We start from the raw sequence: 25,460 nt of genomic DNA, 5'->3' as shown, positions 1-25,460 counted from the left end.
CCGGACGGTCGTCAGTGCCTGGCGGCCGGGGTGTTGGCGACCGTGACGTTCACGGCGGCCCAGGCCTGGTCGACGGTCCTGTACGCCGTGCTGTTCGCGCCGTAGAGGTCCGCCGCGGCCTTCAGCGTCGCGAGGCGCGCGTCGTGGAAGTCGGTGGTGGACACCATGTAGCGGGTGAGCGCGCGGTAGAAGATCGCCGTGGCCTTGGTGCGCCCGATGCCGGTGACGGTCGAGCCGTCGTAGGTGGGCGAGTCGTAGGCGAAGCCGCCGATCGTCTTGCGGCCGCTGCCCTCCGCGAGGAGGTAGTACGCGTGCGAGGAGACTCCGGAACCGGCGTGCACCTCGGCGTCGTACGTCTGCGGCGACCAGTAGTCGATCGTGCCCTCCAGCTTGTCCAGGGAGGGGTGGTCGAGGCGGCGCAGGAACTTCTGGGCGAGGCCGAGCTTCTCGCCGATCAGGTAGTTCGGCGGGTTCTTGGCGTTGTTGGCGCTGAACTCGACGTTGGAGCCGAAGATGTCCGCGAGGGACTCGTTCAGGGAGCCCGCCTCGCCGTACTGGTTGCCGTCCGCGTCGACGCGGGTCGGCTCCAGCTTGGCGGTGGCGTCCACGACGCCGTGGGTGAGTTCGTGGCCGGTGACGTCGAGGACGACGAGCGGCTTCTTGAACATGTCCCCGTCGCCGTCGCCGTAGAGCATGCAGCCGCAGGTCGAGTCCCAGAACGCGTTGGCCACCTTGTCGCCGAAGTGGACCATGCCGCGGGCGGCCTTGCCGTTGTTCGCTATGCCCTTGCGGCCGAAGGTCTTCTTGTAGAAGTCCAGGGTCTTGGTGATGCCGTACTGGGCGTCGACGGCCGCGGTGTCGCGGTGCGAGACGGCGCCGTTGCCCCACTTGTCGGTGGTGCTGGTGAACTTCTTGCCCTGCGCGAAGCTCTCCAGCTCCTTCCCCTTGGCGTCGCGGGTCTCGGTGCCCCAGCGCGTCGGGTCCTTGAGGAGGTAACTGGTGCGCGCCGTACGGGTGGTGGTGAGCGGCACCTTGCCGACGAAGAGGGAGGTTCCGGTGCCCGACGCGGTGACCGGGTAGTGGACCGCGCGCGCCACGGCGGCGGCTCCCGTGAGGGACTTCGACTGTACGACCGTGCCGGTGGCGGGGTCCATGGTCTCGCCGCGTTCGCGCAGGGTGTCGAGCAGTTTGGGCGAGAGGAACTCGTCGCTGTCGGGGGTGTTGCTGCGGACCTTGCCGGTGACGGCGTCGATGACGACGGTCCGGGTGCCGGTGGCCTCGGCGGTGCTGCTGTCGCTGACGGGAATCCGGTAGGCGAGGGCGGCTCCCCCGTCCCGGGCGTCCACCACGAGCTGAGCGGTGCCCGCGTCACCCTTTCCGATGGCGGCGGCCTTCGCCTCGGCCTGACCGGCCGTCAGCCTGGCCCGCGTGGTCGCGGGCCGGACGCTCTGCTCGGCCGCGCGGGTGACGCCGGTGTAGGCCAGCCGGTGGGACAGATGGACGACGAGGTCGCCGCCGAGGACCGGCATGCCCTGGTGCGTGCGTATGAAGCGCACGTGGCGTGCGCCCTCGGGGTCGATCATCACGTCCTGGGCCCGGAGTTCGTCGCCCCGCGTGACACCGGTCGCCGACGCGTGCGCGAACGCGGCGGCCCGCGCGGCCGTGACGACGGACGTGGCACTGGTGCCGGATTCAGGCGAGGCCGTCGCACCGTCCGTCCCCGTGGCCGGTCCCGCGAAGGCCGTGCCGGCCAGCCCCGTGGCGGCCGTCGTCACCGCGACGGCGACCGCCAGGCCGCGTATGTGGGGTCCACGCATGAATGAGGGCTCCTCCGTACGAAGGCGGCCGGGATCACCAACCGCCTTGAGACAGGGCGCTGTTGAACGCACCCACGGGGCTGGTCGGGCCCCGAACCGAAACCCTCACGTATCCACCATGTACATGTAAAGCCGAAATGAACGGTTTTCGAACGTTTCATGGCAATACTTGGTAAATCCGTATCGCTCAGTGATCAGCGAATGACCAACTGTGCGTCAGCTGTGGAGATGTGACGGGACGCGAGAAGGTTGCCTCGCGCCACTGTGATCGATCTCGCATACCGAGAAAAACGGGAGAGAACCGGATGGTCTCAAGAACGGTGCGCAGGGCCACGGCGTCAGCGGCGGCGCTGCTGACGCTCGCGGCGGTACCGGCGCATGCCGCGACCCACGAGTCGGACACCACGCGAACCAGCAGCACAGCACCGCTTCCGGCCCCCGACGCGGCGGGACTTCCCGCCCCCGACATGGCAGGCCTCCGTGCCGTACTGCGCACGCTCACGGCGCAGGGCGCGCCCGGGGCGATCGCCCGCATCGACGACCACGGCACCGTCCACACGGCCGCCGCGGGCATCGACGACCGCACGACACGCCGGGCCATCGGGAACGCCGACCGCTTCCGCATCGGCAGCATCACCAAGTCGTTCTCGGCCGTCGTCCTGCTCCAACTGGCCGACGCCCACAAGCTGAACCTGGACGCCTCGGTCGACCGCTACCTGCCCGGGCTGCTGCCCGACCAGCGGATCACCGTGCGCCACGTCCTGAGCCACCGCAGCGGTCTGTACGACTACACGAACTCCCTGTTCGCCAGCTCGGTCTCCGGCTTCGAGGCCGTACGCGACAAGGTCTTCACCTACCGCCAGTTGGTCCAGCTGTCCCTGAACCACGCGCGCACCAACGCGCCGGGCGCCGCCTACTCGTACTCCAACACCAACTTCGTCGTCGCCGGGATGCTCATCGAGAAGCTGACGGGCCACTCCGTGGGGACCGAGTACCGCGACCGCATCATCAAGCCACTCAAGCTGCGCGGCACCTTCTACGTCCACCCGGCCACGAAGATCCCGGGCCGGTACGCCCACGGCTATCTCACCCCGGACCGCACGGGCGCACAGCTCGTCGACGCCACCGACCAGACCGTCTCCTGGGCGCAGAGCGCCGGCGCGGTCATCTCCACCACGCACGACCTGAACACCTTCTTCTCCGCGCTGCTCGGCGGCAGGCTCACCTCCGCCGCCCAGCTCGCGCAGATGGAACGCTGGACCCCGGTCAACAGCACGACCCGGTACGGCCTCGGGCTGCGGCGCCGCGATCTGTCCTGCGGTGTCTCGGTGTACGGCCACACAGGCGCGGTCCAGGGTTTCTACACCTACTCCTTCACCTCGAAGGACGGCCGCCGCAGCCTCACCGCGCTGGCCAACACCTCCAACAACGGCACGGTCCTGAACACCATGGCGCGCACCCTGGAGTCGGCGTTCTGCGGCAAGCGGACGAGGGCGATCCAGACCTCACCGCTCACGGGCCGCGGCTCCTACGTCACCGAACGGAACGTGGCCTACGAGGACATCGCGCCGGGGGTCGCACGGGACTGAGGGCGCGGTGGGGGCGGGGGGACGGGCTGCATCGCCCTCCGGCCCCCACCTCCTCACGTGGGAACCCTCGCGCCCTGGCGGGACGTTGAGTGGAGGACGAAGTCCCCCACCGGGGAAGGCCCTCGGGGAAGTCCCCCACCGGGCACGAGCAGCGAGGGCGGTGCCATGAACGAGCTGGTGCCGGGCGGCAATCTGCCCCTGCCGGGCGGTGCCCTCACTCTGTGGGTGCCCGGTCCCTTCGACGTCTCGGCACTGATCACCGACGAGAGCGGCAAGGTCGGCGGCGACGCGGACTTCGTGTTCTACAACCAACCGACGGCGCCCGGTGCGCGGTTGCGGGACGACACCCTGACCATCGACCCGGCCCGCCTGCGCGCCGGCGCCGCGCGGGTCACCGTCGTCATCAGTCCCGCCGATCCGGGCACCTCCCTGGGGCGCCTCCCCGCACCGACCCTCCACGTGACCAACTCCGGCGGCCAACCCCTCACCCGCTTCACCCCGCCACGCCCCCAGCGGGAGACGGTCCTGCTCCTGGCCGAGCTGTACCGGCGCGGCACCGGTTGGAAGCTGCGCGCGCTGGGGCAGGGGTACGCCGACGGACTCGCGGGGATCGCGCGGGACTTCGGCGTGGACATCGTCGAGGACGCGACTCCAACCGCTGCTCCTGCTGCTGTGCGATCGGCGTCCATACCCACACCTCGGTCGGCACCGTCAACCGGCCCTCACTTCACCTCGACCTCCACGGCAACCGACCCCACCGGCTTCCTCGCCCTGGCCAACTCGGCCCGCGCCAACGCAGGTTCACCGCCCGTCGCCCTCGAACCCCGACTCACCTCAGCCGCACAGGCGCACGCCTCCGACATGGCCGCCGCCGGACACCTCAGCACCGAGAGCCGCGACGGCACCTCCGTGTACCAGCGCGTCACCCAGGCCGGTTACGCCTACCTCACCATCGGCGAGCACCTGGTCTCCGGGCCGCGCACCCCCGCCGAGTTCGTCGACTACTGCCTGCGCACCGAGAAGGCCCGCCGGACGCTGGTGGAGCGGGACCTCACGCACGCGGGCATCGCCCAGGCCGTCGACCCCCGCTCCGGTGACGTCTACTGGACGGCGCTGTGGGCCACACCGCTCACCGCAGGCAACCTGGCCCGCACGGCGGCGGAGGTCGTCGAGCTGACCAACGCGGAACGCGCCAGGGCCGGGCTGCGCGCACTCGCCGTGGACCCACTGCTCGCCGCCGCCGCGCAGGCGCACAGCACCGACATGGTGGCCCGCGCCTTCTACGCGCACACCTCCCCCGACGGCTCGCAGCCCTGGGACCGGGCCGCCGCCGCGGGTTCACGCAGACGCACGATCGGGGAGAACATCGCCTGCGGTCAGCGATCGGCCGCCGAGGTCGTGGAGGGGTGGATGAACAGCCCCGGTCATCGCGCCAACATCCTCAAGCCGGACTTCACCCACATCGGCATCGGCTTCGCGGGCGGCGGACAGAAGGGGACGTACTGGACGCAGCTCTTCGGTGCCTGACCGCGCGGGACGCTCGTGCCGTCCGCGATCTTGTCGGAATGCGCTCCTCCGGGACAGGATGCCCGCATGAAGGGTGATCTGTTTTCCAGTGAGCACATGGTGCAGCCGGCCACCGCGCCGGGCATGACCGTCGAGAATGCCAAGTGCATCAGGTACGCGGTCAACGGCGAGATGCTCGCCCGCCAGGGGGCGATGATCGCCTACCGCGGCAACCTCCAGTTCGAGCGCAAGGGCCAGGGCGTGGGCGGCATGCTCAAGCGCGCGGTCACCGGTGAGGGGCTGCCGTTGATGGCGGTGCGCGGCCAGGGCGAGGCGTGGTTCGCGCACGAGGCGCAGAACTGTTTCGTGGTCGAGATCGACCCCGGTGACGAGTTCACCGTGAACGGGCGCAACGTGCTGTGTTTCGACGCCTCGCTGTCGTACGCGATCAAGACGGTGAAGGGCTCCGGCATCGCGGGCGGCGGTCTCTTCAACAGCGTCTTCACCGGGCAGGGCAAGCTGGGCCTGGTCTGCGAGGGCAACCCGCTGGTCATACCGGTCTCGCCGCAGTACCCGGTGTTCGTCGACACGGACGCGGTGGTCGGCTGGTCGGCCCACCTCCAGACCTCGCTGCACCGTTCGCAGTCCATCGGGTCGATGCTGCGCGGCGGCTCCGGCGAGGCCGTCCAACTCATGCTCCAGGGCGAGGGGTTCGTCGTCGTACGACCGAGCGAGGAGACTCCGCAGAAGGCGCAGCAGCACTGAGGGGCGTTGCCGCCGCGCCGCGAACTCCGAAACGTGTTGACCTGCGCGTCCCTTCCGAGGAAGGGTCGAACCGGCGCGGGTCACCTGTCCCCGTGCCGGAAGGATGACTGCCTTGATCGGCATCTCGGAGATCGAAGCCGCCGCCGAGCGGATCGCCGGACACGTCGTACGCACCCCGACCGTGGAGAGCTTCGGGCTCTCCGAGCTGCTCGGTGTCCCGGTCACGACGAAGCTGGAGTTGTTGCAGCGCACGGGTTCCTTCAAGGCGCGGGGTGCGACGGCGAAGCTGCTGTCGCTGAGCGAGGGCGAGTTGGCGGCCGGAGTGGTCGCGGTCAGCGGCGGCAATCACGGGATCGCGCTCGCGGTCATGGCGGCGGCGCTCGATGTGAAGGCGACGGTGGTCATGCCGCGTTCGGCGCCGGCGCGGTCCGTCGCGCTGGTGAAGGCGGCGGGCGCGTCGCTGCGGCTGACCGACGACATGCCGAGCGCGTTCGAGCTGGTGAACCGGTTGCGGGACGAGGGGCTGACCCTGGTCCACCCGTTCGACGACCCGGTGGTGATCGCCGGACAGGGCACGGTCGGGCTGGAGTTCGCGCAGGACGCCGGTGAACTCACCGACGTCCTGGTCAGCATCGGCGGCGGTGGCCTGATCGCCGGCATCGCCGCCGCCCTGCACGCCCGGCGCCCCGGAATCCGGCTGTGGGGCGTGGAGACCGAGGGCGCCGAGGCCATGTCCGCGGCGCTCGCGGCAGGCGGCCCGGTGCCCGTCACGCCCTCGTCGATCGTGACGACGCTCAGCGCTCCGGCCGTGTCGCGGCTGACGTACGACCATGTGTCGGCCCTCGTCACCGAGGTGCTGACCGTCCCCGACCGGGAGGCCGTGCAGGGCTGTCTCGACCTCGCCGAACACGCCAAGGTGTGGACCGAGCCCGCCGCCGGCTGTCTGCTGCCCGCCGCCCGGCAGGTGCTGGAGAGGGTCGGCGACGGCGCCCGGCTCGGCCTCGTGGTCTGCGGGGGCAACGCGACGGTCGGGGAGATCGCGGCCTGGTCGGAGGGCTTCGGGTTGCACTGACTTCGCGTCAACTCCCTTCGTCCACGGGATCGTTGACAGGCTCGTGGACAGATCCCTTGACTACGTTGTCGACAAACACCAGCGTATTCGTGGTCTTCACGTCCGCGTTTACCGCCGGTTACCACCAGGTAGGGCGCCGGTATTCCGCCACGGAAGCCCCCGGGGCGAATTCACCCGCCCCGGGACACGAGCGCCGACCTGGGACCTCCCCGCGACTCGGTTTTCTCGCACACCTGATCGCCGCCGTTGAATAAAAGGCAAGAAACACCGGGGAATTGGGCTTCCATTGAACGCAGCCCATCACACCCGCCGTACTTCTGGGAAAGGTGAGAGCCAGGGGTTCAGCGAGGGATGGCCATGGTCGAGACGAACGTCTCCGTACACGAGTTGGTCGCCGGGAGATACCGGCCCATGGAGGTCGCCCACCGCGAGACCAACCGGGTCTCCTGGTACGGCGAGGACACGATCGCCGAACAGCCCTGCCTCCTCACGGAGGTGACCCTCCCCTTCGCCCCGGACGCGGAGAGCGCGGGCCGGATCACCGCCGGCATCCGGCGCACCACCGACGTCATGGTGCTGCTCTGCCCCACCCGGGTCGCCCCGGTCGTCGACGCCGTCGAGGAGGCCGGCACCCTGTGGACCGTCACCGACTGGATCGACGGCACCCCGCTCGGCCAACTCCTCGCCCAGCAGGGCACGTTCCATTACGTACGGGCCACCCGCATCGGCCTCGAACTGCTCGACATCCTGGAGGCGGCGCACAGCGAGGGCATCACCCACGGCGAACTCAGCCCGGGCCAGGTGTTCGTGCGGGACCAGGGCGGGGTCGTCCTCACCGGCTTCGGACTCGCGGGCGCCACCCTCGCCCCGCGGATCACCGCGCCGTCGTACGCGTCGCCGGAACAGGCACGGGACGAACGCATCGGTCCCGCCGCCGACTTGTGGGCGCTGGGCGCGATCCTCTACACGCTGGTCGAGGGACACCCGCCGTTCCGCGACCGGGGCCGCCCCGAGGCGACCATGAAGGGCGTCGACCGGCTCCCGATGCGCGGCCCGTCGCGCGCCGGGCCGCTGGCGCAGGTCGTGCAGGGGCTGCTGCGCAAGAACTCCCGGGAGCGGATGACCCGCCCGATGGTCCGCGAGGCCCTGACCCGCATCCTCAACGACGACCCGTACGCCGACCGCGACCCGGTTCCGCTGCCCCGCCTGCGGAGGGCCTACGACGCGGTGTGCGGGGCGGGGACCACCTGGAGTGGCCGGGGCTTGGCCGCCGGGACCGCCCTGGCCGTCGGCACCGTCACGGTCGCCGTCCTCGCCGCCACCCACCAACTGCCCGGCACCCAGACCTCGGCCACGACCGAGCCCTCGCCCCTGCCGTCCGCGTCCGCCCCGGTCAGCACCCCGGGCGAGAACGTCGACGGTCACGCCTACTCCCCGTCCGCCACGCCGTCGCCCACGTCCCCCGCCTCCCGGTCCGCTTCCGCGTCCGCCTCGCCCTCCCCCACCGCGTCCCCCTCCCCCACCGTCTCGGCGCTGCCGGCCGGCTTCCGCGTGTTCAAGGCGCCGCAGGGCTTCTCCGTCGCGCTGCCGAAGGGCTGGAAGGTGCTGGAGACCCAGCAGGCGTCCGGCGCCTACCGGGTCACCTTCGGCGCGACCGGCGACCCGCGCACGCTGGCCGTGACATACAGCACACAGGCGGGCCCGGACCCGGTCGCCATCTGGCGTGACGACGTCCTGCCGGGGCTGAAGCAGACCGAGGGATTCCAGCAGATCGGCGACATCCAGGCCACTACGTTCCAGGGCGACAAGGCGGCCGACCTGGAGTGGTTCTCCGGAACAGGCGACGACCGGGTGCGCACCCTCGGGCGCGGCTTCCTGATCGGCGGCGGGCGCAGTTTCTCGCTACGGTGGACGACGCCCGCCGACGAGTGGAACGACGCGGCCAATCGCCAGGCGTTGCAGACCTTCTTCAAGACCTTCCGGCGGGACTCGAACTGACGGCACCGACGGCGACGCGTGAGCCGGGCGCTCATACCAGCGGCAATGGGTGGATATAGGCTGCCTGTTCGCACCAAGTCTCATCACAAGCCCAGGAGAGTCCGCCTTGACCGTAGTGATCGACCAGGCCGAGACGTCCTTCACCGCCCTCGACGACGCCGGCCTCGTCGCCCGGGACGCACACGAGTTCGGAGCCTACGTCCGCACCGGCGGCTGGGCGTTCGGCCTCAAGGTGGCACGCAGCGTCCGGCCCGGCGGGCAGAGCGCGGACGAGACGCCGAAGGTGTCCGCGAAGGAGTTCGCCGAACTCGCCGACTGCTCCCCCGAGCGTGTCATGCGCTACTACAAGGCCTGGGACCGGGCCGCGGACGACGGTCTCGTCCCGCACTTCGAGGAGCTGGCCCCCGGCCAGGAGGTCGAACTCCCGGACTCCGACGTGTGGTTGAACTACTACGTCTCCCGTTCCAGCGCCACCTCCGAGCGCGGCACCGCCATCTCCGAGGCCGCCGAGGCCGAGGGCATCCGCCCCACCAAGGCGCTGGAGGTCGCGGAGAACCCGACCGCGCTGCGCGCCGCGATCCTCGCCGACCCGTCCACCGCGCGGGCGGCCCGGCAGGCGCTGCTGGACCGCGTCCGCGAGGACCCGGAGCTCCAGTCCGAGCTGGCCCGGGACGTCGTACGCACCGACGACCTGAAGAAGGCCGTCGCGACGGAGAGCCGCTCGGCGGACCGGATCGGATACGTCCGCCAGATCGCCGAGTCGGGCCAGATCAAGACCCCCGCCGGCCAGACCGTCGACGCGCCCGTCGACCTGCGCCAGGAGGCCGAGCGCCACCTGTCGCTCCTCGACGAGCTGGAGGACGGCGAGGACACCGGCGGGTGGGCGACCGAGGCCTACGACACGATGAAGAACCTGGTCGTCGAGGCGGTGGAGGCCGACCCCGAACTGCGCGTCCAGGAGAAGCGGACCAAGTTCTACAGCAGCCTGCAGAAGGCCACGAAGGCGTTCGAGGAGCTGACCTTCGACGATGCCCAGGACTTCTACGAGGACGACATGGTCCAGCGTCTGGAGGAGCTCCAGCAGGCCATCGACAGCTGCCTGAACGCGCTGCGCAAGACCACCACTCCGGCTGAGTAGCCGTACTCATGCAGTGACTTCGGCCTTCGGACACGATGGGGCTCCCCACGACGAGGGAGCCCCATCGTGTCCGTTCCCGCTTCCGCACCGCGGCGGCGTCTGCCCGCCGCCATGGTCGCGCTGGTGGTCGTCGGCATGGCCGTCTCCGCCTGGCATCCGCACGATCGCACGACGTGGTTCCTGGAGACCGTGTGGGTCCTCGTCGGACTCCCGGTGATCGTCCTGACCTGGCGCCGATTCCCCCTGACCGGCCTGCTGTGCTGTCTGCTCGCCGCGCACGCGCTGGTCCTCGCGGTCGGCGGCCACTACACGTACGCGGAGGTGCCGGCGGGCGACTGGGTCCGTGACACCTTCGGCCTCAGCCGCAATCCCTACGACCGTCTCGGCCACCTCATGCAGGGGTTCGTACCGGCGGTCCTGGTACGGGAGTTGCTCACCCGGACCTCGCCCCTGCGCGGCAGCCGCTGGCTGGCGCCGCTCACCGTGTGCGCGTGCCTCGCCTTCAGCGCGCTCTTCGAGCTGTTCGAGTGGGCGGCGGCCGTGATCGGCGGGCACGGCGCGGACGCGTTCCTGGCCACTCAGGGGGATGTGTGGGACACGCAATGGGACATGTTCTGCGCGCTGATCGGGGCCACGGTCTCGGTGCTGGTGCTCAGCCGGGTCCACGACCGGCAGATGACGCGGCTCGGGGTCATCGGGTCGTATAACGGTGCCGCGCCCACAGCGGCAGTACGAACCAGCACAGCAGGTACCAGGTGACGACCCCCGCGACCAGCCAGGGCACGTACGCGTCGTGGGTGGCCACCCGGAGGACCAGCAGCAGCGCGGCGGTCATCGTGGCGAGCAGCAGCACGAGTCCGACGAAGGTGAGCCGGGACGCCCAGCGCACCGCCTGGGGTTTCACGCTCCGGCCGGAGACCAGGCGGTGCAGGGACACCGGGCCGATCAGGGCACCGGTGGCGGTGGCCCCGAGGACGACGGTCACCAGGTAGAGGATCTGGTTCGCGTGCTCCAGCTGCTCGTACTTCGGGGTGAAGACGACGGTGAGCAGGAACCCGAACAGGATCTGCACGCCGGTCTGCGCGACCCGGACCTCCTGGATGAGTTCGCCCCACATCCGGTCCGCCCGCTCGTCCTCGGACTCGTCGCGCCCCATTCGTCGATCTTCCTCCTGGGTCATGCGGTCCGTGTAACCGGACCGCCGCCCGTTCAAACGGAGGACCGCTCAGGAGCGGGGGTCTACCAGCGGTTCCCCACCTGGTCCTTGATCCGGCGGTCGTACAGGTCCCGGATCGCGGTGAGCGTGTCCTGGGACAGGGCGGGCAGCTTGGCTGCCGCCGCGTTGGCGCGGGCCTGTTCGGGTGAGCGGGCGCCGGGGATCACCGAGGTGACACCGGGCTGGTCGATGATCCAGCGCAGGGCCAGCTGGGCCGGGGTGTACCCCACCGGGGCGAGCGCGGAGAACTCGGCGGCGGCCTCGACACCGGTCGTGTAGTCGACGCCGGAGAAGGTCTCGCCCTGGTCGAAGGCCTCGCCGTGCCGGTTGTAGGTGCGGTGGTCGTTCTCCGGGAAGACCGTGTCCTTGGTGTACTTGCCGGACAGCAGGCCCGACGCGAGCGGCACGCGCGCGATGATGCCGACGCCCGCCTCCTGGGCGGCCGGGAGCACCTGGAGCAGGGGCTTCATGCGGAACGCGTTGAGGATGATCTGCACGCTGGTCACGTTCGGCCGGGCGATCGCGGTGAGGGCTTCCTCGCAGGTCTCCACGCTGACGCCGTACCGGGCGATGCGCTCCTCGGCGACCAGGGTGTCGAGGGCGTCGAACACCTCGTCCGAGGAGTAGACCGCCGTGGGCGGGCAGTGCAGCTGCACCAGGTCGATGCGGTCGACGCCGAGGTTGCGGCGCGAACGGTCGTTCCACGCGCGGAAGTTGTCGAGAACGTAGTTCTCCGGGATCTGGTCGACGCGGCGGCCCATCTTCGTCGCGACCAGGACATGCAGATCGGGCCGGCCGCTCAGGAAGGTGGCGATGGTCTGCTCGCTGCGCCCGTCGCCGTACACGTCGGCCGTGTCGAAGAAGGTCACCCCCGACTCCGCCGCCGACTCCAGCACGGCGAGGGCTTCCTTGTCGTCGACGTCTCCCCAGTCGGCACCCAGCTGCCAGGTGCCGAGACCGACGACGGACAGCTGCTGATTCGACCTGCCGATTACACGTTCGTCCATGCAGTCAGTGTGTCATCCGCCACTGACATGCGCGGATCGGGCTCCGCCGGGCCACGACCTGTGAATCCTTCACTCGCACGAGTGAACCCCTCCAACGGGATGCCTACTCGTGTCAACGCGCACCTAGCGTGTGCGCGTGACCGATCATGTGGCGAACAACCTCCAGCCGGGGAACGGCGGTTCCGCTCCCTGGACCCGTCGCGGCTTCCTGCTCTCGGCCGCGGCCCTGGCCGCCGTACCCGTACTCCTGACGGCCGATCCGGCCGTCGCGGCGGCCGAGCTGCCCGACTTCCCGGCCGAGGTCGACCTCTACCGCTCGGCGTACCGGAACTGGGTCGGCGAGATCACCGCCGACGGACTGTGGGCGTGCGCGCCGACCGACGCCGAGCAGGTGGTGTCGGTCGTCAACTGGGCCTGGCAGCACGGCCGGCGGGTCCGCGCCCGCGGCTCCTCGCACGGCTGGTCACCGCTCACGATCGAGTCCGGTACGACGTCCGACGCGCCGGTGCTGCTGGTCGACACCGGTCCACACCTCACGGGTCTGGCCCTGGACTCCGCCTCGGCCGTTCGGGCCGGTACGGGCGTCACCCTGGATGCGCTGCTCACCTACCTGGAGGGCCACGGCCTCGGTCTCACCGCCTCGCCCGCGCCCGGCGACCTGACGCTCGGCGGCGCCCTGGCCATCGACGCGCACGGCACGGCCGTACCGGCGAAGGGCGAGAAGCGGACCGCCGGGCACACCTTCGGGTCGCTCAGCAATCTGGTGCTGTCACTGACGGCGGTGGTGTGGGACACGGACGCCGGTGAGTACGTGTTACGGACCTACACCCGCGACGAGGCGGACTGCGCGGCGCTCCTCACGCATCTGGGGCGTTCACTGGTCACCGAGGTCGTGCTGCGGGTCGGCGCGAACACCAACCTCCGCTGCGTGAGCCGTACGGACATCCCGGCCACCGAACTCTTCGGGGCGCCCGGGTCGGGCGGGCGGACCTTCGCGAGCTTCCTGGACGCGTCGGGGCGGGCCGAGGCGATCTGGTTCGCGTTCACCGAGTTCCCCTGGCTGAAGGTGTGGAGCGTCGCACCGACCCGGCCGCTGACCTCGCGGCACGTCTCGTCGCCGTACAACTATCCGTTCTCCGACAACGTGCCGACCCTGGTCGCGGATCTCGTCGGGCGGATCCTCTCCGATGCCGCGTGGTATCTGGCGCCGGTGCTCGGCAACGCCCAACTCGGCGTGGCCGCACTGGGGTTGACGACGACGCTGGCGGCGGACATCTGGGGGCCGTCGAAGAACACGCTGCTCTACATCAAGCCGACGACCCTGCGGGAGACCGCAGGCGGCTACGCGGTGCTGACCACCCGGGCCCAAGTGCAGCGCGTGGTACACGAGTTCACCGACTTCTACCAGGAACGGCTCACCGCGTACGCCGCGCTCGGCCGCTTCCCCGTCAACGGCACCGTCGAGATCCGGGTGACCGGCCTCGACCACCCCGCCGACACCGAACTCACCGGCGCCCGAACCCCGTTGCTGTCCGCACTGCGCCCGAGCACCGTGCACCCGGAGTGGGACACGGCGGTCTGGCTGGACGTCCTGACCCTGCCCGGCACGCCGTACGCGGAGGAGTTCCTGCGGGAGTTGGAGCAGTTCCTGCTGCGCTCGTACGACGGGACAGACGCCCTGACCCGGGTCGAGTGGTCGAAGGGCTGGGCCTACACCGAGCAGGCCGCGTGGAGCGACGCGGAGGTGCTGGGCACGGCGATCCCGGGCTCGTTCGGGGAGTCGGTGTGGGGGCAGGCGGCGGGGACCTTCGACCGGCTGGACCCGCACGGGGTGTTCGGGAACGCCTTCCTGGACCGGCTGTTCGGGTAGGACTGACTAGGCTGTCTCCGGGTCCTTGAGCTGGGGAGAGCTGTGAGCAGTTGGTCGACCGCCTTGACGAAGGCGGGCATCACCGATCCGCGACCGCGGCGCGCCTACGACACCCAGCGCGGGATCGTGCGCGAGTTCGCACTGCACGAGTACGTGGCGGTACGGCTGTTGCTGCCGGCGGAGCTGCATCCGCCGGTCGTCGCCGCGGTGGCCTATATGCACGCGACCGACGAACTCATCGACACCGGTGACGTGGACGCGCGTACGGCGGCCCTCGCCTCCTGGGACGCCGAGACCACGGCGGCCCTGGAGAGCAGTGAACCGCCCGTCCAGGACACCCTGTTGGCGCTCTGGGACACCACGCGCCGTCACCCGCACATGGCGGCCCGGGTGCGTGCCTTCCTCGACGGCGCTCCCGTGGAGGCGAGTTGGACCGGCTTCGAGACGGAGGCCGACTTCCAGGCGTACGTGGACAGTTACTCGCTGCCCGCCCTGATGCTGACCGCGTCCCTGCTCGCGCCGGCCGACTCCGACGCGTACGAGCCGTACGTCAAGGGGTGCCGGGACCTGATCGAGGGCTGGCAGCGCAGCGACTTCCTCGCCGACCTCCGCGAGGACACCGAGAACGACCGCATCGGTATCCCGCGGGACGAACTCGCCCGGCACGGGCTGAAGTTCGAGGATCTGCGCAGCAAGTCACCGGCGTGCGTACCGGCGTTGGACCGGGTGGTCCGGGCGCAGGCCGACCTCGCGGAGACCACGCTCGCCGGCTGCCGTACGCTTCCCGCGCTTGTCGCGGCGGAACACCGGCCGTTCCTCGACGCGTTGATCGGCGTCCAGGAGCTGCGGCTCGGCGCGGCGCGACGCGAAGGGGGTCGGGTTCTGCTGCACGACACGGGTCCGGCGGCGTTGGCCACACTGCGGGTCCTGGCCCGCCAGTACCGCGAGGCGCGCCGCTACGCCTAGGGCGTCAACTGGGCCTGCACGGTGGGTCCGTAGCGGTCCACGATGGTGTCGACGGCGGTCGCTCGCAGCTCGGTGCCGCGCGCGATGCCGTACATGACGCCGAGGCCGAGCAGGGTCGCGACGGCGAGTTCGGCGCGCAGGGCGGCATCGGGGCCGGGGAGCCGTGCGGCGAGGCGGTCGACCACGTGGGCGCGGAAGTTGACGCGCAGGACGTCGCCGTGGTCGCCGTGCAGGGGTGCGAACGCGATCCGCAGCAGCGGGTCGGCGCCCCGCTCGCGCTGGCTGACCAGGACGTGCCGGACCATGTGGCGGCCGAGGCCGTCGAGCGGGGCGTCGAGGAGGTCCTGCGCGTCGGTCTCGAAGGACATGACGCGGGCGAAGAGGGCGTCCTTGTTGCCGAAGTACTTGAGGATCAACGGCGCGCTGACACCTGCGCGTTCGGCGACGGCCTTGAGGGTGATGTCGGCGTGCGCGTTGCGCGCGAGGAGATGGCGGGCGGCTTTGAGGATGGCCGTCCTGGTCGCCTCGGCGTCCCGGCGGCCGGGCGGGGACGCGGTGGGTGGAGTGGTGCTCACGGCACTCATGCTCCCTCCAGCGCCTCGTCCCGCGCGCCCTCCGTACGGTCCCCGGCGCGCCGCGTCTCGTCGGGAGCGGGGTCGCCCGGGATGGTCAGGGCCGCCGCGCTCGCGACCAGGGCGATCACGCCCGCGATGCCGAACGCCATCAGGTATCCGTGCAACGTGGGCAGCGAGAGACCGCCGACCAGGCTGGTGTGGTGCACCAGCACGGCGGCGACCACGGCGCTGGAGACGGCCTGGCCGATGGTGCGCATCAGGACGTTGACGCCGTTCGCGGACGCGGTCTGGCCGGCCGGGACGGCGCGCAGGATGAGGGTGGGCAGCGCCGAGTAGGCGAAGGTGGTGCCGGTGGCCACAATCGTCGCGCCGAGGATGATCGTCCACAGGTCACGGCTGTCGGCGATGCGCACCACATAGCCGAGGGCGATGATCGCGGCGCCGAGGGCGAGCGTGATGCGCGGGCCCCGGGCCGCCGAGATCCGGGCCGAGACGGGCGACAGCAACAGCATGGTGATGCCGCCGGGCAGCAGGCACAACCCGGTCTGCACGATGGACAGTCCGAGTCCGTACCCGGTCGCCTTGGGCGCCTGCACCAGTTGGGCGGTGACGAGGGAGTTGGCGTAGAACGCGAAGCCGGTCAGCAGGGCCGCCACATGGGACAGGCCCACCCGGGGCCGGGACACCAACCGCAGGTCCACCAAAGGCTGTTGGACCCGGAGCTGCTGCCACCACCACAACCCCAACACGACGACCGTGGCGAGGAACAGCCCCAGGATCCGCGCACTGCCCCACCCCCACTGACCGCCCTGCGACACCCCGAGCAGCAGACACACCAGTCCTACGGCCAGCCCGAGCGCGCCGAGCACGTCGAAGCGGCCCGGCGAACGGACGGGTGACTCGGGCACCGCCCACCAGATCCCCCACACGCCGATCGCGCCGAGCGCGCTGGTCGCCCAGAACATGACGTGCCAGTTGGCGTACTGCACGATCAGCGCCGCGAGCGGCAGTCCGAGCGCGGCGCCGATACCGACCGTGGAGCTCATCAACGCCACCGCGCTGCCCCGGCGCGCCGGGGGCAGTTCGTCGCGCAGGATGCTGATCGACAGGGGTACGACGGCTGCGGCAGCGCCTTGCAGGGCACGGGCGAAGATCAGGACGCGGATGTCGGAGGACAGGGCGCACATGACCGAGCCGACGGTCATCAGGCTCAGGGCGCCGGTCAGGACCCGCCGCTTGCCGTACATGTCACCGGCCCGGCCGAGCACGGGGGTGAGGACCGCGCCGGAGAGCAGGGTCGCGGTGACCATCCAGGAGACGGCGCCCGCCGAGGAGTGGGTCAGCCGGGGCAGGGACGGCAGCAGCGGGACGACCACGGTCTGCATGACCGCCATCAGGATCCCGCCGAACGCCAGCACCGGAACGGTGAGCCGGTCCCGCAAGGGGATCCGCCCGGCGAGGTCGCCGGACGGCTCGGGTATCGGGACGGGCTGGCCCATGGGCACTCCAGCTGGCATGAAAAAAGAAGGTGAATGACTATTCACCCTAACTGGTGAATAGTCATTCACCCAACCTTCCCAGGCAGCTCAGGGAAGCGGAACCGCTCCCGGAGGGTGCCCTACTTGCGGGACGCGAGCGCCCGCGCGTGCACCGTCCGCGCGACCTTGGGCCCGAGCCAGCGCTTGAACCGGCGCAGCGCCTCCAGTCGTCCCGCCGCCTTGTCGATGCCGTAGTAGACCTGCGGCGGGACGTACGGCAGCAGGGGCGAGTGGCGCTGGCCGAGCAGGGCGAACATGCGGTGCGGGGGCAGGTGGATGTAGCGCTGGAGGTTCTCGTACCACTGGGCGCTGTAGCGGGCCGCGCTCTGGATGGACAACAGGGCGGATCTACGGCGCTGTTCGTACGCGGCGAGTGCCTGCGGCAGGTCTGTGTGGTCGCGCAGGGCGTCCGCGAGGGCGATGGCGTCCTCCAGGGCGAGGGTGGTGCCGGCGCCGATGGAGTAGTGGGTGGTGTGGGCGGCGTCGCCGAGCAGGACGAGGTTGTCGCGGTGCCAGGTGCGGTTGGTCAGCGTGCGGAAGTTGAGCCACTGGGCGCTGCCGTCGGCGGAGGCGCGGCCGATCAGGGAGTGGCCGTCGAGGAGGTCGGCGAACAGCTTCTCCAGCAGAGCGAGTCCGTCGGCCTCCGCGGCGGTGTCGAGGCCGAGGCCGGTCCAGGTCTCGGGTGCGCACTCGATGACGCAGGTGCTGCCCTCGGGGCCGAACGCGTAGCCGTAGCACCAGATCCAGCCGTGGTCGGTCTCCACGAAGGCGAAGGTGAAGGAGCCGAAGACCTTGCTGGCACCGAGCCAGATGTACTGGTTGCGGCCGGGCTTGAGTTCGGCGCCGAAGTGGTCGGCGTGGCGGGTGCGCAGCGCGCTGTTGACGCCGTCGGCGGCCACGATCAGATCGGCGTCGGGCAGGTCGTCAGCCGTGACCTCGCACTCGAACTCCAGCCGCACGCCCAGGGACCGGGCCCGTTCGGCGAGGATCTTGAGGAGCCGGTGGCGGCCGATGCCGTGGCCCTCGTCCCCGGGTTGCGTGGTCGTCAGGTCCCGGATGCGGGCGACGCCGTCGCTCCAGCGCACCGAGTGCTCGTCGACGGCCTGCGCGGACTCCGGGTCGTACTCCCGGAGTTGGTCGAGCAGACTGCGCCAGTACGTCACGCCCCAGCCGTAGGTCGAGCCCTCGGCGTTGCGCTCGTAGACGGTGATGTCGTGGGACGGGTCCTGACGCTTCAGCAGGATCGAGAGATACAGACCGGCGGGCCCGCCTCCGACACAGGCGACCTTCACGCGCACACCCCTGGAGATTACTCAATGTGGTCAAGTGGAACCGCAGAGTAGCAGCCCGAGGGCGCGAAGAAGCCCCATCGGCCTCGGGACTCGAAGGCCGACGGGACGCGTCGGGCAGGCGAGGGGCTTACGCCTCGGCCGTGGCGCACTCCGGGTGGCCCCAGCCCTTGGGGTTCTTGCTGATGGGCTCGCCTGCCGCGTAGGCGCGACCGCACAGGCAGCGGCCGGGGAACTTGGCCTTGATGGTGCGGGAGGCCGAACTCGTGCTCTTCCGGGCCGACTTGGCGCCGCCCGCGCGGGCGGGCTTCTTCGGGGTGTCGGGTGAGGGGGGCGGTTCCGGGGAGCCGAGGTCGCTGCCCGCGGGCTCCTGGACGATGGCCGCCTGGCTGGCCGCGCGGTCGGCGAAGTCGTTCAGCGGGTCGCCGTCGACCTGGTGGGCGGGGACGTAACGGAACTCGACCGAGCGGTCGCCGAGGAGTTCGTCGATACGGACGACCAACTCCTGGTTGGCGACGGGCTTTCCGCCGGAGGTCTTCCAGCCGTTGCGCTTCCAGCCGGGCAGCCAGGTGGTGACCGCCTTCATGGCGTACTGCGAGTCCATGCGGATCTCCAGCGGTACGTCCGGTGCGGTCGCCGTCAACAGCCGCTCCAGCGCGGTGAGTTCGGCGACGTTGTTGGTGGCCTTGCCGAGCGGCCCCGCCTCCCAGCGGGCCGGGCTCTCCTTGTCGTCCGAGACGACCCAGGCCCAGGCGGCCGGCCCGGGATTCCCTTTCGAAGCCCCGTCGCACGCGGCCACCACACGTTCACGCATGCGCCCGATCATGCCATGACCGCGCGACGGGCTCCGCGTCGCCCCGGGCGAGGTCCCGCTCGGCAGACAGGGCAGGGCCGGGCCGTGGCGACCTGGGTGACGATCGCCGCGTTCGGGCCGGCCTGGCAGGGCGCACGCCCGAGGGCCGCGCATGGCGGTTCGGCGTCGATCAGCACAGCGACCTCGTTACTTGCGGCCGCCTCACCGAGCGGGCCGGTGCCGTGGCCCGCGTCGCGCCGTACGCCCCGGACCGAAACAACGCGAACCGGCTGTGGACGGTATCCGAAGATCTCGTCCGCCAGCCCTCTACGCTGCGCGCATGACCTCGCGACAGGAGCAATTCGCCCGGGTGCGCCGCTACTTGTGGCAACCCCCGCGCCCGCATGGCGAGCAGCCGCGCGAGCGCGTGGTCGGGCCGCTGGAACTCTTCTACGACCTGGTCGTGGTCGTACTGGTCGCGCAGGCCGCCCACCATCTGTCCGGGGAACTCGACTGGCACGGACTGGGCCTGTTCGCCGCGGTGTTCGCGCTGGTGTGGATCGCCTGGCTCAACGGCAGCCTGCACCACGAACTGCACGGGCACGAGGACGCCCGCGGCCGGAGCATGTTCCTGCTGCAGATCCTCGTGCTCGTCCCGCTGGGCGCGTTCATCCCCGGCGCGGGCGACGAACGCGGTGTCGCCTTCGCCGTGGACGCGGGGGTGCTGTTCGCGGTGCTGGCGTTGCTGTGGCTGCTCGCCTCGCGCAGTGACACTCCCGAATTCCGGCGTCCCAGCCTGCTGTACGTGACAGGGACGGCGGCCTGCGCGGTCGTGCTGGGCGCGAGCGCCAGCCTGCCCGCGGACGCCCGCGTGCTGACGTGGGGTGCGCTGGCCGTCGTCTACCTGGTCGGGTTCGTGGTCATCATCGGGAGGGCCATCCCGGAACAGGTGGTCGCGCTCAGCGTGACCGACGCGCTCACGGAACGGTTCGGGCTGTTCATCATCATCGTGCTGGGCGAGAACGTGACCGGAGTGGTCGACGGACTGGCCCACGAACCGACCAACGCGCTCACCCTCGCCGTCGGACTCGTCGCCGTCGTCGTCGGGTTCGGCGCGTGGTGGACCTACTTCGACTTCGCCGGACACCGGCTGCCGCGGCCCACGCGCGCGTGCGCCCTGCGATGGATGGTGGTCCACCTGCCGATCACGGCCGCGGTGGCCGCCATGGGCGCCGCGATGGTCGGCCTCGTCGAGCACGCCCACGACGGCCGGACCCCCGCGGCCACGGCCTGGGTGCTCTGCGGGGGCGCGGCCGTCGTGCTCTGCGCGACGATGGCGCTCGCGGCATCCACGCGCGCGTGGAGCGAGAACCTCGGGCTCTACCGGCCCCTGGCCCGCACCTGTGTCGCCATGGCCCTCCTCTGCGTGGGCGTCGGCGCTCTGCGCCCGGCTCCCCTCGTCCTCGGCCTGGCGCTCGTCGTGCTCTTCGGCATCCCCTGGGGAGTCGCCGTGGCCAACCGAGTGGCCAACTACGAGGAACCGGCCAGGTGACACCTGTGAGAAAGCACTGGCCATGGTCGACGCGGCCGTGGCCTGCGCTCCCGCCTGGTGGGCGGCCGACGGGAGCTGACGCGCGGCCTCGGCTAGACGTCCGTGCTCGTCGGGAACTCGCCCTTGGTCGTGCTCTCGTCGATCACCGTGAACGCGGCGCCCTGCGGATCGCTCAGCGCCGCGAACCGCCCGAAGGGACTGTCCATGGGGCCGAAGCGCACGACGCCGCCGAGTTCGGTCGCCTTGGCGACGGCCTCGTCGCAGTCGGGGACGGCGAAGTACACGTTGACGTACGACGGCACCTCGGGCGGGAACTCGTCGCCCATGGCCATCCGGCCCAGCACCGTGTCGTCGCCGATGTTGTACATCCGGTAGTCCATCTCACCGCCGTCCATCTGCTTCTGCGCGTACGGGAAGACCGCCGCGAAGAACGCGTCCGCCTTTGCGGGTTCGCGGGTGAAGATCTCGGCCCAGGCGTAGGCGCCGGGCGCGCCCGTGGCCTCGAAGCCCTCGTGGACGCCGCCCTGCCAGACGCCGAAGACGGCGCCGCTGGGCTCACTGGCCAGGCACATCGTGCCGAAGTCGCCGACCTTCATCGGCTCCATCAGCACCTGGCCGCCGTTCTCCCGGATCTTCGCCGCGGTGGCCGCCGCGTCCGGTGACGCGAGGTACAGGCACCACTGCGACTGGCCCTCCGCGCCGGGCATCGGCGGTACGACGGCCGCGACCGCCTTGTCGTCGACGAAGGCCTGGGTGTAGTTCCCGTACTCCGACGACGCGTCGCCGAAGGTCCAGCCGAGGACCTCGCCGTAGAAGCGCTTGGCCCCCTCCACGTCGCTGAACATCGCGTCGGCCCAACAGGGGGTTCCCTCAGGTTGTACGGCCATGATCGCGGCCCTCTCCGGTAGGTCGGGTTGTCCGAATTCTCACGCTAGTCACCCGGAGGGCAGGACGCGCGCCGAACGCCGCGGTCCGTTCCACACTGGACGGATGGCGGATACGACGACGATGCGCGCGTGGGCCGTGACCGAGCCGGGGCCCGTCGAGGGAGGCTCTCTCCAGCTCGTGGAGAAGCCGGTGCCGGTACCTGGGGATGACGAACTGCTCGTTCACGTGCGCGCGTGCGGGGTGTGCCGGACCGATCTGCATGTCACCGAGGGGGACCTGCCGGTGCGCCGCCCGGGGTGACTCCGGGGCACGAGGTCGTCGGGGAGGTGGCCGGGGTCGGGACCGGGGTGAGCGGGTTCGCGGTCGGTGACCGGGTGGGCGTCGCGTGGCTGCGCCGTACCGACGGCACCTGCGCGTACTGCCTGCGCGGCGCCGAGAATCTGTGCCCGCGCTCCGAGTACACGGGCTGGGACGCCGACGGCGGCTACGCGGAGTACACGACCGTACCGGCCGCGTTCGCCCACCGACTCCCCGCCGGTCTCGACGACGTGGCCCTGGCACCGCTGCTGTGCGCCGGGATCATCGGCTACCGCGCGCTGCGCCGGGCCGCCCTCCCCCCGGGCGGACGGCTCGGTCTCTACGGCTTCGGGGGCAGCGCCCATCTGTGCGCCCAGGTGGCGCTCGCCGAGGGGGCCACCGTGCATGTGCTGACCCGGGGCCCGGCGGCGCGGCGGCTCGCGCTGGAGCTGGGGGCGGCTTCGGCGCGCGACGCGTACGAGACTCCGCCGGAGCCGCTCGACAGCGCGATCCTGTTCGCGCCGGTCGGCGATCTCGTGCCGGTGGCGCTGCGGGCGCTCGACCGGGGCGGTGTTCTCGCGGTCGCGGGCATCCACCTCAGCGACACACCGCCCCTGGACTACGAGCACGAGCTGTTCTACGAGAAGGAGTTGCGCAGCGTCACCTCCAACACCCGTGTGGACGCAAGGGAGTTCCTCGCTCTGGCCGCCCGGCACGACGTGCGCGCGACCACGCACACCTTTCCGCTCTCACGGGCCGCGGACGCGCTGGCGGACCTGAAGGCGGGCCGCTTCGACGGGGCCGCGGTGCTGGTGAACGACCTCAACGGGTAGGCGGCGCACGGAGGTTCGCGCGGCCGAGGCGTTCCGGCACCCGTGCGCCGGGGCACGGGAAGGATCTCTTCCCCTCCTTGCCTCGATCGGCGGTTTACACCCCGCAGGGCGTGAAGCCGCCCCCTGCGCGCGGTTACCGGTCCTGGGCAGGACTGTTTGGCTTGTACACCGACGACGCGCTCACCCCTGTTCACCTCCCGGGAGGGAATGTGTCCACTCCGGAAAGCGCCCACGGACCCGCCACCGACGAACCCGGCCCCGCGACCCCCGACAACGGTCAACCACCCACCAGCCTCAGCACCCTGGCGGCACGTCAGCTCGCCACGACCACCAAGTCCGAACCGCAGATGCAGGCCATCACCTCGCGATGGCTGCTGAAGATGCTGCCCTGGGTGGACGTGCGGGGCGGTGCCTACCGGGTCAACCGGCGGCTCCAGCTCAGCGTCGGCCGCGGCCGGGTGCGGTTCGAGCAGAACGGCGCCGACGACATCAGGGTCGTCCCCGAGACGCTCACCGAACTGCCCGTGCTGCGCGGGTACTCCGACACGGAGGTCCTGAAGGAGGTCGCGGGCCGGTTCCGGGTCCGGGAGGTGCGGGCCGGGCAGATCCTCTTCGAGGCCGGACAGCCCGTCACCGAGGCCTACTTGGTCGCGCACGGGCGCTTCACCCGCTACACCGCCGGCAAGTACGACGAGGAGGAGATCCTCGGCGTCGTCACCGACGGCGACCAGATGGGGGACGAGGCCATAGGGCAGTCCGACCCCCTGTGGCTGAGTTCCGTGCGGGCGGAGACCGCGGGCGTCCTGCTCGTACTGCCGTGGGACGTCGTGGCCGAACTCACCGACCGCGTACCGTCGTTGGCCGCGCATCTGGAGGCGTACGCCGAGCGGCAGCGGCTGCCGATGAACCGCAAGGGCGAGGCCGACGTCCCGGTGCAGGCCGGCCATGTGGGCGAGCAGACGCTCCCCGGCGGCTTCGTCGACTACGAACTCGCCCCGCGCGAGTACGAGTTGTCGCTCACCCAGACCGTGCTCCGGGTGCACACCCGGGTCGCCGACCTCTACAACGACCCGATGGACCAGACCCAGCAGCAACTGCGGCTCACCATCGAGGAGATCCGCGAGCGGCAGGAGTGGGAGCTGGTCAACAACCGGGAGTTCGGGCTGCTGCACAGCATCGACTACACCCAGCGCATCAGCACCTTCACCGGCCCACCGACCCCGGACGACCTGGACGAACTGCTCGCCATGCGGCGCAGGACACGGCTCTTCCTCGCCCACCCGAAGGCGATCGCGGCCTTCTTCCGGCAGTGCAACAAGCGCGGTCTGGTGCCCGGCACGGTGAACGTCGAGGGGCACGAGATCCCCGCCTGGCGCGGTGTCCCGTTCTTCCCGTGCGGCAAGATCCCGATCACCCCGCAGCACACCAGCAGCATCATCGCGCTGCGCACCGGCGAGGCCGACCAGGGTGTCGTCGGCCTCTTCCAGACAGGCATCCCCGAGGAGTTCCAGCCCGGTCTGAACGTGCGCTTCATGGGCATCGACTCGGCCGCGATCATCCGCTACCTCGTCACCGCGTACTACTCGATGGCCATCCTGGTCCCCGACGCGGCGGGAATCCTGGAGAACGTCCAGATCGGCCGGACCGCCGAATGACGGCCTGGAGCACGCCATGACCACGTCCCTTTCGCTGCCCGGTCCCCCGAACCTGGCGAGCACCGTACGAGCCCGGCCCAGCGGGGCTATCCCCGGTCTCAAGTACCAGCCCGCGGCACCCGCCGACCCCGAGAAGGCCGCGGAGATCGACCGCAGGCTGGAGGCCTGGGCCCGCGAGCTGGATCTGTTCCCGGCCGCGTGGGACGGGGACTTCGCCGGGTTCCAGTTCGGCCGGGCCGTGGTGCTCCAGCACCCCGGCGCGCTCGACCTCGAACGGCTCACCGTCGCGGGCAAGTTGTTGCTCGCCGAGAACATCGTCGACGACTGCTATTGCGAGGAGGACGGGGACAAGGGCGGCGCGCACCGCGGCCTGGGCGGACGCCTGATCTTCGGGCAGTCGGCGCTCGACCCCTTCCACTCCACCCCCGCATACGAGGAGGAGTGGCGGCACGGCGTACAGGCGGACGGCCCGCTGCGCTCGTACCACTTCGCGCTCAAGGACTACGCCCTCCTCGCCACCCCCAGCCAGACCGACCGGTTCGTGCACGACATCGCCCGGCTCCACCTCGGGTACCTCGCCGAGGCGGCATGGGCGGAGATCCGGTACAAGCCGCGCGTCTGGGAGTACCTGGTGATGCGGCAGTTCAACAACTTCCGCCCCTGTCTGTCGATCGTCGACGCGATCGACGGCTACGAACTGCCCGAGCAGGTGTACGCCCGGCCCGAGATCCAGCGGGTCACGGCCCTTGCCTGCAACGCCACCACGATCGTCAACGACCTCTACTCCTTCACCAAGGAACTCTCCGACCCCGGCCACCTCAACCTGCCGCAGGTCGTCGCCGCCAACGACCGGCGCGGGCTGAAGGCTGCCTATCTGAAGTCCGTCGACATCCACAACGGGATCATGGACGCCTTCGAGGAGGAGTCCACGACGCTGTCCGCCGCCTCCCCCCTCGTCGAGCGCTACATCCAGGGCCTGGCCGCCTGGGTGGCCGGCAACCACGAGTGGCACGCGACCAACAGCCACCGCTACCACCTGCCCAACTACTGGTAACCGTCCGGACCCTGATGCTCTGTCGGACGCACGACGCTAGGA

The 25,460-nt window shown here is 70.7% G+C and carries 20 protein-coding genes and 1 pseudogene; 13 read left to right on the top strand and 8 right to left on the bottom strand.

Annotated features, from left to right (window positions below):
• Window positions 1-11 precede the first annotated feature (11 nt).
• The gene (locus tag OG226_RS46000) at window positions 12-1,817 is read right to left on the bottom strand and encodes a M4 family metallopeptidase (protein WP_329352495.1); all 1,806 of its coding nucleotides are present in this window, start codon (window positions 1,815-1,817) and stop codon (window positions 12-14) included.
• A gap of 305 nt (window positions 1,818-2,122) precedes the next feature.
• On the opposite strand from OG226_RS46000, the gene OG226_RS45995 reads away from it, so the two are divergent.
• From OG226_RS45995 to OG226_RS45965, 7 genes are all read left to right on the top strand, one after another.
• Window positions 2,123-3,406: a serine hydrolase domain-containing protein gene (locus OG226_RS45995; RefSeq protein WP_329352493.1), complete on the top strand. Its 1,284-nt coding sequence runs from the start codon at window positions 2,123-2,125 to the stop codon at window positions 3,404-3,406.
• Window positions 3,407-3,571: 165 nt separating this feature from the next.
• Entirely contained in the window at window positions 3,572-4,933 is a 1,362-nt protein-coding gene (locus tag OG226_RS45990; RefSeq protein WP_329352491.1) for a CAP domain-containing protein, read from the top strand.
• 66 nt (window positions 4,934-4,999) lie between these two features.
• Complete coding sequence (locus OG226_RS45985) at window positions 5,000-5,677, top strand: AIM24 family protein (protein WP_329352489.1); 678 nt, start codon at window positions 5,000-5,002, stop codon at window positions 5,675-5,677.
• 112 nt (window positions 5,678-5,789) lie between these two features.
• Entirely contained in the window at window positions 5,790-6,749 is a 960-nt protein-coding gene (locus OG226_RS45980; RefSeq protein ID WP_329352488.1) for a pyridoxal-phosphate dependent enzyme, read from the top strand.
• Between the two features lie 351 nt (window positions 6,750-7,100).
• Entirely contained in the window at window positions 7,101-8,747 is a 1,647-nt protein-coding gene (locus tag OG226_RS45975) for a serine/threonine protein kinase (protein ID WP_329352487.1), read from the top strand.
• Between the two features lie 115 nt (window positions 8,748-8,862).
• Complete coding sequence (locus OG226_RS45970) at window positions 8,863-9,885, top strand: hypothetical protein (RefSeq protein ID WP_328686621.1); 1,023 nt, start codon at window positions 8,863-8,865, stop codon at window positions 9,883-9,885.
• A 111-nt stretch (window positions 9,886-9,996) separates the two neighbouring features.
• Entirely contained in the window at window positions 9,997-10,644 is a 648-nt protein-coding gene (locus tag OG226_RS45965; protein ID WP_329353711.1) for a DUF2238 domain-containing protein, read from the top strand.
• On the opposite strand, the gene OG226_RS45960 is transcribed toward OG226_RS45965, so the two are convergent.
• Both OG226_RS45960 and OG226_RS45955 read right to left on the bottom strand, forming a co-directional pair.
• Window positions 10,577-11,065 carry a DUF6328 family protein gene (locus OG226_RS45960; RefSeq protein ID WP_329352486.1) on the bottom strand — a complete coding sequence of 163 codons (489 nt, stop codon included), beginning with the start codon at window positions 11,063-11,065 and terminating at the stop codon, window positions 10,577-10,579. The two genes, OG226_RS45965 and OG226_RS45960, sit on opposite strands and share 68 nt — an antisense overlap.
• A gap of 59 nt (window positions 11,066-11,124) precedes the next feature.
• Window positions 11,125-12,108, bottom strand: a complete 984-nt coding sequence (locus OG226_RS45955) for an aldo/keto reductase (RefSeq protein WP_329352484.1) — start codon at window positions 12,106-12,108, stop codon at window positions 11,125-11,127.
• 136 nt (window positions 12,109-12,244) lie between these two features.
• Here OG226_RS45955 and OG226_RS45950 point away from each other — a divergent pair, with 136 nt between their 5' ends.
• Both OG226_RS45950 and OG226_RS45945 read left to right on the top strand, forming a co-directional pair.
• Complete coding sequence (locus tag OG226_RS45950; RefSeq protein WP_443066961.1) at window positions 12,245-13,978, top strand: cholesterol oxidase substrate-binding domain-containing protein; 1,734 nt, start codon at window positions 12,245-12,247, stop codon at window positions 13,976-13,978.
• Window positions 13,979-14,020: 42 nt separating this feature from the next.
• Window positions 14,021-14,944, top strand: coding sequence for a squalene/phytoene synthase family protein (locus OG226_RS45945; protein WP_329352482.1), 924 nt, complete (start codon window positions 14,021-14,023; stop codon window positions 14,942-14,944).
• Here the strand turns inward: OG226_RS45945 and OG226_RS45940 are convergent.
• The 4 genes from OG226_RS45940 to OG226_RS45925 all read right to left on the bottom strand — a co-directional run bounded on the left by OG226_RS45940 (window position 14,941) and on the right by OG226_RS45925 (window position 19,172).
• Window positions 14,941-15,528, bottom strand: a complete 588-nt coding sequence (locus tag OG226_RS45940) for a TetR/AcrR family transcriptional regulator (protein ID WP_329352480.1) — start codon at window positions 15,526-15,528, stop codon at window positions 14,941-14,943. The genes OG226_RS45945 and OG226_RS45940 overlap by 4 nt on opposite strands.
• Window positions 15,525-17,018, bottom strand: coding sequence for an MFS transporter (locus tag OG226_RS45935; RefSeq protein ID WP_329352478.1), 1,494 nt, complete (start codon window positions 17,016-17,018; stop codon window positions 15,525-15,527). Before OG226_RS45935 ends, OG226_RS45940 begins: the two co-directional genes overlap by 4 nt.
• A gap of 119 nt (window positions 17,019-17,137) precedes the next feature.
• Window positions 17,138-18,355 (bottom strand): FAD-dependent monooxygenase, encoded by a 1,218-nt coding sequence (locus OG226_RS45930; protein ID WP_329352477.1) that lies wholly within the window; start codon window positions 18,353-18,355, stop codon window positions 17,138-17,140.
• Between the two features lie 121 nt (window positions 18,356-18,476).
• Complete coding sequence (locus tag OG226_RS45925) at window positions 18,477-19,172, bottom strand: ribonuclease H family protein (RefSeq protein WP_329352475.1); 696 nt, start codon at window positions 19,170-19,172, stop codon at window positions 18,477-18,479.
• Between the two features lie 307 nt (window positions 19,173-19,479).
• On the opposite strand from OG226_RS45925, the gene OG226_RS45920 reads away from it, so the two are divergent.
• On the top strand, window positions 19,480-20,691 hold the full coding sequence (locus tag OG226_RS45920) for a low temperature requirement protein A (RefSeq protein WP_328685448.1): 1,212 nt from the start codon (window positions 19,480-19,482) through the stop codon (window positions 20,689-20,691).
• 92 nt (window positions 20,692-20,783) lie between these two features.
• Here OG226_RS45920 and OG226_RS45915 read toward each other — a convergent pair whose 3' ends face one another.
• On the bottom strand, window positions 20,784-21,578 hold the full coding sequence (locus OG226_RS45915; RefSeq protein WP_328685447.1) for a VOC family protein: 795 nt from the start codon (window positions 21,576-21,578) through the stop codon (window positions 20,784-20,786).
• 121 nt (window positions 21,579-21,699) lie between these two features.
• Between OG226_RS45915 and OG226_RS45910 the strand changes: the two are divergent.
• The 3 genes and pseudogenes from OG226_RS45910 to OG226_RS45900 all read left to right on the top strand — a co-directional run bounded on the left by OG226_RS45910 (window position 21,700) and on the right by OG226_RS45900 (window position 25,418).
• Window positions 21,700-22,709, top strand: a pseudogene (locus OG226_RS45910) (zinc-binding alcohol dehydrogenase family protein).
• A gap of 209 nt (window positions 22,710-22,918) precedes the next feature.
• Window positions 22,919-24,364 carry a family 2B encapsulin nanocompartment shell protein gene (locus OG226_RS45905; RefSeq protein WP_329352473.1) on the top strand — a complete coding sequence of 482 codons (1,446 nt, stop codon included), beginning with the start codon at window positions 22,919-22,921 and terminating at the stop codon, window positions 24,362-24,364.
• A 16-nt stretch (window positions 24,365-24,380) separates the two neighbouring features.
• The gene (locus OG226_RS45900) at window positions 24,381-25,418 is read left to right on the top strand and encodes a family 2 encapsulin nanocompartment cargo protein terpene cyclase (RefSeq protein ID WP_328685445.1); all 1,038 of its coding nucleotides are present in this window, start codon (window positions 24,381-24,383) and stop codon (window positions 25,416-25,418) included.
• Window positions 25,419-25,460: the final 42 nt, after the last annotated feature.

Source organism: Streptomyces sp. NBC_01261 (assembly GCF_036226385.1).
Classification (GTDB): domain Bacteria; phylum Actinomycetota; class Actinomycetes; order Streptomycetales; family Streptomycetaceae; genus Streptomyces.
This window is presented reverse-complemented; position numbering and strand designations above follow the sequence as displayed.